The 13,848-nt window shown below is 44.0% G+C and carries 12 protein-coding genes; 5 read left to right on the top strand and 7 right to left on the bottom strand.

Annotated features, from left to right (window positions below; genetic code table 11):
- Window positions 1–37: 37 nt before the first annotated feature.
- The 3 genes from AC58UW_RS26145 to AC58UW_RS26155 form a co-directional block, all read right to left on the bottom strand.
- Window positions 38–943 carry a TIGR03943 family putative permease subunit gene (locus tag AC58UW_RS26145; protein ID WP_497423489.1) on the bottom strand — a complete coding sequence of 302 codons (906 nt, stop codon included), beginning with the start codon at window positions 941–943 and terminating at the stop codon, window positions 38–40.
- 21 nt (window positions 944–964) lie between these two features.
- Window positions 965–1,900 (bottom strand): permease, encoded by a 936-nt coding sequence (locus tag AC58UW_RS26150; RefSeq protein ID WP_497423490.1) that lies wholly within the window; start codon window positions 1,898–1,900, stop codon window positions 965–967.
- Between the two features lie 255 nt (window positions 1,901–2,155).
- Window positions 2,156–2,662 (bottom strand): RrF2 family transcriptional regulator, encoded by a 507-nt coding sequence (locus tag AC58UW_RS26155; protein WP_497423491.1) that lies wholly within the window; start codon window positions 2,660–2,662, stop codon window positions 2,156–2,158.
- 274 nt (window positions 2,663–2,936) lie between these two features.
- Between AC58UW_RS26155 and AC58UW_RS26160 the strand changes: the two genes are divergently transcribed.
- Window positions 2,937–3,398: a carboxymuconolactone decarboxylase family protein gene (locus tag AC58UW_RS26160; RefSeq protein ID WP_497423492.1), complete on the top strand. Its 462-nt coding sequence runs from the start codon at window positions 2,937–2,939 to the stop codon at window positions 3,396–3,398.
- Between the two features lie 91 nt (window positions 3,399–3,489).
- Here AC58UW_RS26160 and AC58UW_RS26165 read toward each other — a convergent pair whose 3' ends face one another.
- Genes AC58UW_RS26165 through AC58UW_RS26175 form a run of 3 tightly spaced genes read right to left on the bottom strand, consistent with a single transcriptional unit; the run spans window position 3,490 to window position 6,665 of the window.
- Entirely contained in the window at window positions 3,490–4,614 is a 1,125-nt protein-coding gene (locus AC58UW_RS26165) for a GerAB/ArcD/ProY family transporter (RefSeq protein ID WP_497423493.1), read from the bottom strand.
- A gap of 21 nt (window positions 4,615–4,635) precedes the next feature.
- The gene (locus AC58UW_RS26170) at window positions 4,636–5,844 is read right to left on the bottom strand and encodes a Ger(x)C family spore germination protein (protein WP_497423494.1); all 1,209 of its coding nucleotides are present in this window, start codon (window positions 5,842–5,844) and stop codon (window positions 4,636–4,638) included.
- Window positions 5,841–6,665 (bottom strand): spore germination protein, encoded by an 825-nt coding sequence (locus AC58UW_RS26175; RefSeq protein WP_497423495.1) that lies wholly within the window; start codon window positions 6,663–6,665, stop codon window positions 5,841–5,843. Before AC58UW_RS26175 ends, AC58UW_RS26170 begins: the two co-directional genes overlap by 4 nt.
- Before the next feature lie 576 nt (window positions 6,666–7,241).
- On the opposite strand from AC58UW_RS26175, the gene AC58UW_RS26180 reads away from it, so the two are divergent.
- Both AC58UW_RS26180 and AC58UW_RS26185 read left to right on the top strand, forming a co-directional pair.
- The gene (locus AC58UW_RS26180; protein WP_497423496.1) at window positions 7,242–7,886 is read left to right on the top strand and encodes a metallophosphoesterase family protein; all 645 of its coding nucleotides are present in this window, start codon (window positions 7,242–7,244) and stop codon (window positions 7,884–7,886) included.
- A gap of 227 nt (window positions 7,887–8,113) precedes the next feature.
- A complete protein-coding gene (locus AC58UW_RS26185; RefSeq protein WP_497423497.1) occupies window positions 8,114–11,749 on the top strand; it encodes an Ig-like domain-containing protein in 3,636 nt (1,211 codons plus the stop codon).
- A gap of 12 nt (window positions 11,750–11,761) precedes the next feature.
- On the opposite strand, the gene AC58UW_RS26190 is transcribed toward AC58UW_RS26185, so the two are convergent.
- The gene (locus tag AC58UW_RS26190) at window positions 11,762–11,986 is read right to left on the bottom strand and encodes a hypothetical protein (protein ID WP_497423498.1); all 225 of its coding nucleotides are present in this window, start codon (window positions 11,984–11,986) and stop codon (window positions 11,762–11,764) included.
- A 72-nt stretch (window positions 11,987–12,058) separates the two neighbouring features.
- Here AC58UW_RS26190 and AC58UW_RS26195 point away from each other — a divergent pair, with 72 nt between their 5' ends.
- Both AC58UW_RS26195 and AC58UW_RS26200 read left to right on the top strand, forming a co-directional pair.
- Complete coding sequence (locus tag AC58UW_RS26195) at window positions 12,059–13,222, top strand: YhgE/Pip domain-containing protein (protein ID WP_497423499.1); 1,164 nt, start codon at window positions 12,059–12,061, stop codon at window positions 13,220–13,222.
- A 28-nt stretch (window positions 13,223–13,250) separates the two neighbouring features.
- The gene (locus AC58UW_RS26200) at window positions 13,251–13,847 is read left to right on the top strand and encodes a TetR/AcrR family transcriptional regulator (RefSeq protein WP_497423500.1); all 597 of its coding nucleotides are present in this window, start codon (window positions 13,251–13,253) and stop codon (window positions 13,845–13,847) included.
- Window position 13,848: the final 1 nt, after the last annotated feature.

Raw genomic sequence — 13,848 nt, forward strand, 5'->3', positions numbered from 1 at the left:
GTAAAAAACAGCCCGCACAAGTGTGCGGGCTGTTTCTCTAACTTCCAAAGTAGGGATTTTGATAGACATAAGGGCTTGAGGGTGCATCTTGGGTGTCCACTGTTTTTGCAACGATTACTAATACGTCTTTACCGTCAAATTGACGTTTCTCAATGGTGCCGAGAGCGACTGCATACATATCGGTTTTCCATTGTTCCGGGGAATCGGTTTCCACCAGGATAGCAAGCGGGACAGAGTCTGCGACACAGCACCTCATGGAGAATCTTCCTAAGGCAAATTGATTTTTGTTCATGCTATCTAAGCGGTAAATATAACCGCTAATCTGTACCTTTTTACCTACAAATTGATCTTGATACAAGTCCAGCGACGTCAGCGATTCGATATAGAAATCATCGTTAATTACAATGAGAGGCTCCTTGTACATGTCCACAGCCCGCTTGGCGTAAGGCTTGGTGTATTCATTAAACGGAAAGGCCTGTCCCGTATCTACTTGCAGTTTATCATTCGGAATTAAGTTCGGACTTGCATCGCCGTAATTGTTATTAACTAGGATGCCCGATGGGGTGAAATTTAATCCTTTTTTGGCTGCCATCTGACTGCCTAATACCGCACTAGGGAATGAGAAAGCAAGAACAAGTGGGATAATTAAAGCTACATACATGATAATAACGCCGGGTTTCCAGTGATCGTGGCTATGCGCTGAACATGAACAGGTGGTCGCCGCTGTTTTATTCTTGGCGCGGATGTCACGAACCGCCAAATAAAGCTGATGCATGGCCAACACATACATGCCAACGGCAAGGCTTTTCACCCAGATATCCATTGTCGGAGCGACATAATATATCAAAGCATCGGAGCGGCTAATCTGTACAATGAAAATAACGAATGCTAGTAAGACGGCGGTTCGAATCATTCGATGCGCAAACGTGGACCATTTTTGCATAATTACCTTGCCTCCATTTTATTAGTAAGAATACAGTTGATCGAATGCGACGGACCCTAATAGAACAACTACAGCTGAAATGAGCATAACCGTCACGACGGTTTTGACTCGAAACACTTTAAGCAGCATCATCGTGCTTTTGATATCGAGCATAGCGCCAAAAACGAGAAAGGCGAGTACGGAGCCAAGGCTGAAACCCGGAATGAACGTTGCGCCGACGAAAGCGTCTGCGGTGGAGCAGATGGAAAGGATGTAGGAGAGCCCCATCATAAACAAATGCGGAGTGAAGTCTCCATCGCTTAATGTAAGAAGCCATTTCTTGCTTACAACCGTTTGCAGTAAAGCAGTTACAGTGGCGCCTAATACTAGAAATTTACCTACATCAAACATTTCGATGGCGGCGTGTTCCAGTGTTTCGTGCCATTTATTTTTCAATTCAACTGCTTTTGGTTTTTGAGTCGGGAGAGGTCGTTTGAGGCTTTTTTTGATCGGAGTAACATGCTCAATCGTATTGTTCACTGGCGTGCGAAGCGCTGAATCGCGTACGCCTCGTGCAGCCCACAGCCCAATAATAGCCGCTGTGACAAACGCAAGCACCATGCGGGCAATCGCCATCTCCGGATGAGCGCGAAATGCAACGAAAGTGGACGTAAACACGACAGGATTAATAATCGGTCCGGCCATCATAAAGACAAGGCCGATATAAGGCGGCATGCCTTTGCGGATCAGCCGGTGTACAACAGGGATAATTCCGCATTCGCAAAGCGGGAAGACGATGCCCAGCAAGCATCCAAAAAGGATGCCGGGAATTGTTTTTTTCGGTATCCATCGCTGTAGTGTTTGATCGCTAATGAATGTTTGCAGCAATGCAGAAATCACGACGCCTAGCAGAATAAACGGAAACGACTCTAGTAAAATACCGAGAACCATGGTGCGAAAATCACTTAGAAAACTCATTGAGCCGCTGCCTCCCTAACAAATAATGGATAAAAGAAGTAACTGATAACAACAATTAAAATGTGTTTTTAATTTGTTTATTGTGTGTTTTGTATTGATTTTAACAGGCAACTATTATTTCTACAACATTATTTCGTTAAGAAATTGTTAAAGAACGGGGGGGTGGTGGTCAATTCTTCATGTTCCCACAAAAATGAAAGACACCTAACATCAAAAGGATGTCAGGTGTCTTGATTTTATTAGGCCATGAGCTCATTAAACATTGCTGCTGGTACCAAAATACTCGCGAGTAGCTTTGCGGGATTGAGGGGTTAATATGCGATCAAGCTCCTCATTAAGCCAAGTAAGCGACTTGTTACGCAGAACATTGCGCATACTATCTTCAGCCTCGAGCATAGTCATGTTAATCAGACAAGGAGAAGCTTTGGTGCATGCTGCAAACTCTTCGTCATTATTACATAAATAAGTATTGTCTTTGATATTTTTACATTGAAATATAGGCGTAACCCCTTCAACAGCTTCAACGACATCCCAAAAAGAAATATCCTCAGGAGACTTGGCTAATTTATAGCCACCTTTAACCCCAGGGACAGAGCTTACGATACCAGCTTTGGTTAATTTACTGAATATTTTCGAAAGATAAGTCTCGGAAATACCTTGAAAAGCGGAAAGCTCTTTAATCCCAATCGTAGAATCAGGAGGAATATCAATCAAATATACTAAGCAATGCAGTCCATATTCAACGCCAATACTATACTGCATGCAAACACCTGCTTTCAGATTAAAAAAAGTTATTATAAATCATCTTAGGTGGATTTAAGACCCTTGTCAAATAGGGGATTTGGCATTTTTAGCTAATGAGTCGTATTCGCTTTTTGTTGTTGACAGCCAGTAACGAAAGAGATATATTATAGATATATTTAATCGACGATTAATGTTGTCGATGATAAACGAGAGTTCAGCCCGAAATTGTAAGTTCAGCGCAATAAAATATGAATTTCATTAACAATAAAAAACGAAGGAGTGTGTCATACACATGCAAATCAGATTGGATTATACGAAAGTGCAGCCGGAGTCTTTACAAACACTTTTAAAATTGGAAGGGTACGTGAAAAAGAGCGGTCTTGACGGCAACTTAGTGGAGTTAATTAAAATTCGCGCTTCGCAAATTAATGGCTGTGCTTACTGCATTGATATGCATACGAAAGACGCGCGTGCAATGGGCGAGACGGAGCAACGTTTGTATTTGCTCAACGCATGGAGAGAAGCTCCATTCTATACACCATCAGAGCGTGCCGCATTAGCATTAACAGAAGCTGTGACCAGAATTTCGGATGCCGGCGTGCCAGAGGAATTATATGACCAAGTCCGTAGACATTTTGACGAGGAACAATTTGTTGATTTAATCATGGCGATTAATGCCATTAACTGCTGGAATCGCATCGCGATTTCAACGGGCATGGTGCCTGGAGATTATCAGCCTCCTGCAAGTAAGTAATCTATTTGTACAAGTGAGGCGAGATCCCCGTACATGAACTATGTAGGGGGATCTCTTTTGCGAATAAACCTTGATACATAATTCCCGTAATCTAAGATTGGGGAGTTGCTTTTACTTTTAAGGATCCTTTACGTTTCCTTATCCATCCCAAGATCAGCACTAAGAACGGTACTAGCAATGCAACGGGCAGTGCAATCGGTGGCCAATAAGATTCAAGGAATTCGAATGCGCGCATATGATCCATTACGATCCAATACCCGAACGCTGAGAGGGACAGTGTCACAGGGATAATCATCTTTCGATCGTTATTGACCCCAAAAGAATGGGCCGCTGCTCTGCATGCACAATACAGACATAATATAAGTTGGGTAAACAAAGGAATAACGAACATGGCTACCATAATCATCTCGTATCGCTGCATGAATACACCCAATCTAGCTGTTCTTGCCATTTGCATGCAAGAAACGAAATACTGAGCCGTAACCTCCGGTGAAATCACGGCTACTTCCATAATTGGCCACTGCAGTATGATGATACCGCTGAACAGGACTCCCACAACCGCAGACTTATTCCAAAGTTTATTCTTTTTTACTTGCGGCAAAATCAGAGCGGCTCCCATTGTTGCCATTGCCCAATCTGTATCTAAATAACGGCTTGCCCAGAAAGTAGGTCCTACTCCGCTCTGAAACAACGGCAGCATTTCTCGGACGTCCAGTTGTTGGACAGTGCCCATAATCATTAAGATATTTAGGTTCACCATTGTCAGAATTCCAATAAAAGCCGTTCGGCTGATGACTTCAAGCCCGCTGAAGAGCCCGAACAAACAGACACATACTTGCGCAATTACAAAAGTATAGACAGGTGCATCAGGAAGAAAATAATCCATGATATGGTACGTGTACGTAATTAATACAGAGCTAAAAGCCCCTATGAAGAAAATAAATACGACAAACCCAAGCACCCGTTCCAACCATTTGCCTGCAAAATCTCCTGCTTGCTCCAAGAGATTCCGCTCGGGCGAGCGCCTTGCTGCCATAACGGTAACAGCCATAACCACAGCTCCCGTTATTATCGCAATTATGGTGGAAATCCAAATGTCGCCTTCGACTGCTCTCGCCATTTTCCCCTGAGTTACGCCAAGAGCCTTCGAGTACATGAGTGTCATGACGACGGCCATGAGCATACTGTTGGAAATTTGTATACGCTTCATTTGCATCCCTGCACTTCTCCCTTTATCCTATTTGTTTTCTCCAATCGGCCGGGTCGGTAAACGCAGTAATACAGGATTATTAATATGTGCCTTAACTTCTACACTCGTGCTTGCTTCAGCGAATGTTTGATTCCACTTCTTTTGGAGTTGTTTCCATTGAATGGGATATTTGTTCTGAAATACTTTGCCCATATTGAGATAGTCCACTTTGTGCTTATGCTGTGCTTTATCCAACAACTCAGAGATTCCATCTTCTAGTTGCTTTGCTGTCTGATCCTCCAAGGCACTCATCAATTCTGTCGTGCTCAAATCGGTACGAGGAGCTTCGACTAGATTCATATGAATATCGAGGTGAATATCGAAGGATACCTTCCCGTTTTCGTAACGCGGATTAACTTCAAATTTACTTTTGCGACTTTCCAAACTTACGGAATATTCCGGATAGTCTGGACTTGGCAGCGCCATTATGAAAGAAGTCTTCTTCTCAACAAACCACAGCAAGCTTCGACTCTCATGGGACGTTAACGTTCCGATCATTTTTTCCTTCTTAAAGACCGCTGTTCCTCCCAACTCAACTTGGGATACTTCACCTTGATTCGTTGGTACTTTCTCCGACAAAAGTCTGTTCTTTATGTGCACCATAGCAATAATAGGAGTTGAGGTTTCACTTAGGTATCCTGAAAGGACCGACTTCAAATCTGTTTTAGGCGCCTCGGAGATAATACGACTGTAATTGAACAAGCTATCCAAGGTGTCGGCAGGGACTACCTCTAAGCCAGTCTTTGTTGCCACATACTTGGCAGCATTTCCTTGGGTAACAACGACCCACGAGTTCATTCTGAGCTCATGATTGCGAGTAAAGAAATCAAATATCTCTGTAATACTGTCTCTTGCCAAATCTTCTCCAATTAGGATAATTTTATTGTGTGCCCAGTACACTCTACGGGAGCTAAACCGGGCAATATTGCGGATCGCTTCAAAAATTGATTTCCCTTGCGCAGTGGCGCTCCAAATTGGATCCCCTGTGCCTCCAGCCGGTGCCCCCGTCTGTCCGCGAGAGTCTGCAGGACGAACGATTTGTGCGGACACTTGAAACATGCCGGTACCCTTGTCTTTATCAATTCCTATTGCCATCACGAGTGCCATATGGTTAATATCCCTAACCCCGCAACCTGTCATCAAAAGCAAGATGAGGATAAAAGAGACCATAATCAATTTCGAAGAAGGAATGGTCATGTTTTATCCTCCTGAGGAGCCTGCTTAGGCGCGGGACGATTTGTTGTGTTTTCAGATGTAGACCCAGACGCCTGTCCTTGCAGCGGCGATATGACCTTCGAGGAATCACTAGGAGTAGGAGCTGTATTCTGTGCTTGTCTGGTTCTGTTTCCCTGGGCAGCCGTCCCGGGTCTTTTCTTCATGGCAAACCAGGGCGCACGGAACCAAATATCCTTATGTTCATTCGGACGGAACGGAGATAAGGGGGCCAAATAGGGTTCCCCGAAAGAGCGTATGCTGAGCATATGCATAACCATTATCATTAAGATGGAGCCGAAGCCTAGCAATCCAAGTGTTCCTGAAAAAATCAATAGAGGAAAACGGATCATCCGCAAAGAATAAGAGGCCGCATAATTCGGAATGGCGAAGGACGTGATGCCGGTCATGGCAACGATGATAACGGCGAAAGGGCCGACCATACCTGCCTGCACAGCAGCTTGACCGATAACAAGAGAGCCGACAATGCTGACAGCCTGTCCCATCGGTCTAGGCATTCGAAGACCTGCTTCTCGAATCAAGTCAAAAGCGAGCTCCAGAACGATGATTTCCAGCAATACAGGAAGAGGGACTACTTCTCTACCTGAGGCAATCGTTAGTGCAAGGGAAGTGGGAACCATCTCTTGATGAAAATTTTCAACCATCACGTACAAAGAAGGCAAAGTTAACGTGATTGTAACGCCAAGCAACCTTATCAGTCGCAAGAATGTAGCAACGTAGTAACTCATATAATAGTCCAAAATAAAGGATACAGAAGACTCAAGTGATCGTGATGGTTCTGCCATGAATGTGAGGCCGTGAATGGCTGACACGTTCACTTTTCAAACACAGAACCAACTTTCTGCGTAGCAAAATGGCAGTTAGGGAGCTTGGTAACAGGCCTCAACTGCCATTCATGTTTTTATTAAACGCATAAAGAATGGAGCTCGCTGCTGATATTGGTTAGGAATTATTGAAAATTCTTGCCGTTAGACATCTCCGCCGGTTTTTAAAAGTCTAACGACATGAAAATATCAATTAAGAAGCCTTGATTTATCATGGCTTCTTTCTGTTTGTGGGATTTTCTGAGAAGAATAACTAGAGTCTGAGAGGCGGAATAATGGACGGGGAAAAATGGCGAACAGGTCAAAAAGTGTTTGTTGTCTACTTATAGGACTATCTTTAATATAAAAATTATAACTGGCCCGTTTAACCTATATATCAATTCTGAAAGGAGCCCTCATTCCAGAAAATATTCAACTTTACCTAATCATTCTTCCAGTGCTGCTGCATATCTTCGTGTTCAGCTATAAATGAGCGGCCAAGAAAATGTAACGGTTGGTTTCGAAAAGCTTGATTATACAAATTTGGAGGTTTCAACGATGAAGCGTAAATTAACCTTTCGCGAGGACAGCGTCTTGACGATCACGGATGAAAGCGGAGAACCGGCTGCAGCGCTTTATTTTCTCGATAGCGGAGATTATGCTGCCCCTATCAGCCGAGTCGGAGGTTATGCTTGGATTGGGCGCGACCAGATTGATTGGTATACAAAACAGTCACGGGAGTTAAAGATGCGCAGTGGCGGCAAGCCATTGCCAGCGCTTGCTTTCTTTCATATTCCGCTGCCGGAGTATAACGAAGTGTGGGATTTCCACGTTTGCCACGGGTACCGGTATGACGGTTATAGTTCGAGTCCGCAGATGAATTCGGGCTTTTTCTCGGCGATGGTGGAAATGGGTGATGTGATGGGGACATTCGTCGGCCACGACCATGGCAATGACTTCGTTGGAGAGCTGCACGGAATCAATCTTTGTTACGGACGATCCACCCGGTATGTGAGCTTTATTGATGGGGTAAGAAACGACCGTATGCCCGTTGGTGCTCGCGTTATTCAACTGATGGCGGGCGAGCGGAAGTTCGATACTTGGATTCGCGATCATTTATTTTACTCTTTTATTATGTACTTATTCATTTATTATGTATTTTTAATTCTTCATTTAAGAATTTATAGACGGTTAATTCGTTGATAATGATTGTTACTTTTAGGATAGCATTTTATTTTTTTTCGGTACCCCTGGAATAGGATTGAAATTGCTAACCGTTTAACCTATAATCAACAATAAGTATTACTAGTAATACTAGTTATATTATTTTATTGAAGCTATGACTGATGATTATAAGGGGAAGGAGACCTGTGTGCGGGGAGTGTTGATCGTATCCAAATGCCAAAAGTATTTTGGGGGAGTGATTCGAGGTGCGTAAAGCAAGCTTTAAAGGAGTCATGTGTTTCAGCCTATGTCTTTCTTTGGTTTTAGGATGGCTGCCTATACCTGAGGTCAAAGCGGCAACATCCATTAGCGTGGTTGATTGGGATAACGAGAAGCAGGTTATGGATGGACTTGGAGGTGCTTTCGCTTTTAATAAAGCTGCCGGCATCAAACAAATTTATGATAAAGACCCAGTTGCCGGCCGTGAGCTTTTGGATCTCATATTTAGCCATGATAAAGGAATAGGTCTTAACATTGTCCGTACGAATCTTGGAGATGGCGGAATTGTAAACGCTGCCACGAAAGCGGAGTGGGGGAATCGCTTTTACGATGGCCCAACGGATACGATTTGGCCAGAGAAGAATGAAGGTTTCGTCTGGGATCAACCGGACTGGGCTTCCCGCAAGGCACACTTTGATGAGGCGCAAGTCTGGATTATGAAGGAAGCGATGTCTTACGGTGTGAAGACTTTCTATGCCGATGCATGGTCTCCTCCCTATTGGATGAAGACGAATAGCAGTGTTTTGGGTCAAAGTGGTGCCAAATTAAAAGCAGATAGCTATCAAGATTACGCAGATTACCTTGTTCAGTATGCTATTGGGTATAAGCGTGAGTTCGGTATTCCGATTACCCATATCGGACCAGCGAACGAGTCAGAAGCGGCGCATGGCTCCTACTCGGGATTTGTGATAACAGCAGCGGAGTATAAAGATTTTATGCAGAATTATTTAGGTCCAACGCTTCAAAAGGCCATTGATGAAGGGAAATTTGCCGAGCTGGGCATGAACCCTCCCCTAATCGTGGCTCCCGAAGGCACGAACTTGAACGCTTCGTTGAATCTCGGACGCCCAATGCTCGAGGATCCTGCATCTAGTACATACATCGATGTATTCTCAACGCACTTGTATGGGACATCAAGTTTCAATAATGGTCCATTAACATCTACAGGAATAACAGGTGCTTATCCTGATTTTTTGCGTAACTTCAAGTTATGGCAAACAGAGTTCATGACGCAGAATACAGCGAACTCTTCTGCTGCTGCAAATACGCAGCTTTATGCGAATCAGACGATTACGGATGGTGTCAAGTGGGCAAACCTGCTGACGAATATGTTTACGAGCGAACCTGGCTTCAACTCCTTTTTGTGGTGGTGGCCGATTGGGAATAATGGCGCTGATGGTTCTGACCTGATTCGATTAGCGACGACGGGCTCACCCCAAGGGAACGCCTCTACAGTTACTGGCTTATATCGAACATTTAAACGGTTATATACATTTGGGAATTTCTCTCGTTTTATTAACCCAGGCGATATTCGGATCGATGCTACCCGTGTCCCTGTGGAAGGCGTGAATATTTCAGCTTATAAAAATCCTGCAAACAACGAATTTAGTATCATAGCTGTCAACAGCGGAGCAGTGAATCAAGTGGTCAACTTCAAACTGGATCATTTTCCGGCAGGTGCGGCTTCGGTTGTCGGTTATCGCACATCAGCCAGTGAAAATCAAAAGCTGATTGAACCGGTAGTCATGACTGACGGATCTTTTGAGGTAAACATTCCTGCAAACTCAGTCATTACTTTTGTACCCCAAACAGATCACAATCTTCCCGGATTGACTGCGAAGCGCGACATTTTCTCTACACTTGAAGCTGAAGACAATGACGGGGCGTCCGGCCAATTAAACATCATCCAAGGTGGTGCCAATAGAGCTTTATCCGATGTGTCGAACGGCAGCTATATTAAATTTGCTAACGTAAACTTCGGCGACGGCTCAGCCAACGGCGGTATTGTCAGACGGCATATTTTAAGCATGAACGCGATAGTGGCTTCTATACAAGGCGGATTCATAGAAGTACGAATCGATGATCCTGCAACAGGTAGAGTGGTAGGCACGTTCAACATTCCGGGCAAAGGCAGCGGAGATGCCTATTCGTCCTATCCGATCCAGATCGATACGGGAGACAAGGCGGCTAATGGTTACCATGATGTATATATGGTGTTTCACGGTAATGGAAATGCGTTATTTCATATCGACCGCTTTGAGTTCGACCAATCGGTTCTTCCTTCCGGAAGTATCTTGAAAAATGGAAGTTTTGAAGATTCGCCGGCAGCTGCATGGGAAAGAGCGTATGGTGCAACAGGCACGACATTTGATCGTACCACAGGTCAGAGTTATTCCGCCCCTCCGACAGCAGCCAGCTCGACAACGGCCTATTCGGCATTGATCTCGAATCGGGAAGAAGCTGCGAACGGCATAGCCCAAGTGATTACGGATAAAGTCACGACAAACAAGAAGTACAAGGTCAATGGCTTCTTTATGCCTTCCGAAGAAGGGACAACGGGGAAAATCAACTTGATTGCTCTGGATACGGTTGGAAAGGTTGTTTATACCAAGACCATAGCGGAAAGAAGTAATCTTGAGGCCATGGTTTGGTCACAAATCGATTCCATCTTTACGTACGAATCCCCAAACATGGATTATGAGACGCTAAAGATCGTATTTACGAATACGGGGACGGATGCTCTATATGTAGACGAAGCTGCTTTGGTTCCTTATACAGAAAATGTTTGGTCTATCCGGCCTGTACAAGTATCTACAAATGTTGGAGCGGCACCTGTTCTGCCTAACGTTGTAACAGCCGTTTACAGTTCGGGTTCTGAGTCACAGTTACCAGTCATCTGGGAGCTCATCGATCCTTCCAGTTACGCGAAAGAAGGGAGTTTTACCGTAACAGGTACAGTAGAGGGAGTTTCACTGACAGCAATTGCTACTGTGACCGTTCTAACTCCATCAGGTAATCTTGACCCAAGCTATCTGACTGGACCTGAAAAGGTGTCAACAGGCGAAGTGTTTGATTTGACTTTTGGATTAAACGGGTACAGTCACGAAGCACTTGCTCAAGATATGACCGTGACCTTCAATACGTATAAGCTGGATTTTATTGCACCAGTGTCGCTCAGTAACGATTTTAAAGTGGTTGATTATAAAATGATAGAACCCGGCAAAATCCGGTTTCTTAACGTGTTTTTCGGTGATTTGCAAACAGATCCGAATGGAGCCCTGATGAAGCTGCAATTCAAAGCAAAATCGAATGCAGAACCGGGGGATGTCGATGTTACGGTTTTGGGTGTAGTGATGGCAGACCAAGATGATGTTGAACATGAAATTGCAGGATCTTCGCATCGCATTCACATTGCTGCTATTGAGAAGCAGGATTTAACCGAGCTGATTACAGAAGCAAAAGACGTATATGCGAATGCAACCGAAGGAAGGCTTATCGGACAATACCCTGCCGGGTCGAAAGCAGCACTGAATACGGCTATTAGTGCAGCAGTTCAAATTGCAAGTGATGCTTCGGCAACGCAAAGTGAAGTAGATCAAGCGAAAACTGCGTTAACCCAGTCGCTGCAATTGTTCCGAAGCTTGGTTATTGTAACTATACCTGGCGATATCAACCACGATAATCGAGTAAGTGTCGGCGATTTGTCGAAAATGGTAAAAGCCTATGGCAAGAAGTCATCTGATCCAGACTGGAATTCTGTGATGAGCTTAGATCTCAATCAAGACGGCTTCATTGATATCGTAGATTTAGCCCAAACGGCCCAAATGATTCTCAATTGGTAAAATTTCTCTTATTTAATGAATTAAAAGCAGTTCTGTTGTTGCACTAAACAGGACTGCTTTTTTTTTCGGATCTGGGATCTTATGGACAACGATGGAACGGTTTGAACTTGGGAGTGCAGCCTCTGGGGTTGTGATATATTCAATTTGATGCGCTCCAACAATCCTCTTAGCATCTTGTCGTCGGGTCAAGGAGCCTACCCCGACGACACTCTCTTTGTTTTTTTGATTGACAGCCAATATGCCCCCCCCTATAATTTAAACAAACGTTTAATTAAAATGATCGTTTGAATTTAAATAGGAGTGGTAATTTTGAAACAAGCACTAGGCGCATTTTTTAAGCAAGGCACAACGAAGGTAGGCATCATCACAGCCATTATGTTTCAGCTGTTATTCAGTTTGATTTGGATGACTGGGTATGCAGGTGTATCAGATAACACCAAGAATTTGAAGATCGGTATTGTGAACGAGGATCCAGGCATGGGGAACACAGTGGCAAGCAATTTGAAAGCGAATCTGCCTTTTCATACAGAGCAAATAGACTCAAATGATAAAGCACAGGAAATGCTTAACAATCGCCAAGTGCAAATGGTTATACACATCTCAGCCGATTTTACAAAGAAACTGCAAACACCGGGGCAAACGGCTCCAATTTCGTACACAATTAATGAGTCCAATCCGTCCATGATGAAGCCCGTGATGCAGGCGGTAGCAGGCAATGTAACGGCAACTGTGAACAAGGAAGCTGTAGCCGCAGGGGCATCTGCCGTGCTTACTCAAATGAGTCCGAACCTGCCGGCTGAACAAGCGGGGCAAATCGCGCAAGGACTGGCTAATAAGGTAACCTCCGATATTCAGAGTACAAATAAAGTTAAAGATATGCCGAATCAAATGCTTCCTATGATGCTTGTACTTGCTTCTATTGTAGGAACTATGATCATGGGCATGAACTTCAGCGTTTCCACGAATATTCTCGGTGCATCGGTAAGTAAAATGGGCAAATTTGCCGCACGCTTCATACTGACCGTAATTGCTGCAGTAGTTGTTGGACTCATTAGCGCAACAATGGTTGTTGCTTTGGGAGGACATGTAGAGAAAGGGTTTATGGCATTATGGTCGTTTGAATCTTTATTCTTGCTTACGTTTGCTTTGGTTGCACAAATGTTTTTGACATTGTTTGGGAACGCAGGTATGCTATTTAACATCGCGATGTTATCCTTGCAATTGGTATCTTCTGGGGCCATCGTGCCAAGGGAGCTTTTGTCGAGCTTTTATCATTCTTTGAGCAATTCTTTCCCGGCCACTTATGCCGTTAACGGTCTGATGAATATTTTGTTCGGCGGCCCTGGTGTGGGTAAAGAAGTAAGTTCTTTGCTTCTCATTGCAGTTATTGCACTAGCTGTTGATTGTGCGGTTGTTTCTATAAAAAAAGTAAAGGCTGCACCTGCTACGAGTCATCGCTCGCAAACCGCTTAACTTTTCATTATAAGGAGGGCGCTAAAGAATGGCATACCAAGAGTCAGACATGAAGATGAAAATTGTACTTGCTGCAAAAAAGTTATTCGCTGAGCATGGTTATGATGCTACAAGCGTTCGTCAAATTTGTGAGGAAGCTGGGGCCAATGTGGCTCTGGTTTCCTATTACTTTGGTGGAAAAGAGAGCGTTTTCTATGAAATTTTTCATCAGTTTTTTCCTTCTCATAAGCTCTCCGGCCTCTTAGACATTGAAGATCCCGTAGAAGGAATTAAGGCGCTTATTGCAGAAATTATTTTGATCCGGAATAAAGATCCTCAAATGATTAGTCTGATTCAAATGGAAATTATCACGGTGTCCCCGCGTATTGAAAAGATACGATCTCTTGTTTTTCCGGCATGGGAAAAGGTGAGATACCTGCTCGAAAAGGGCAGGAATGAGGGGCATTTTCACTTTGGGTCTCTGGATAGTACGCTTATGTTTGTATTAGGCTCGATATTTTTCTATAAGCAGCGAGACTTTTTCGAGCCGCTCTTTACGGACCCGCGGCCAGATATGGAAACGCTTATTCAGCAAACAACCACCTATGTGTTGAACGCACTAGGCTATCAGAGTAAAGGGGAGTAAG

The sequence above is a fragment of the Paenibacillus sp. J22R160 genome, from assembly GCF_059692135.1.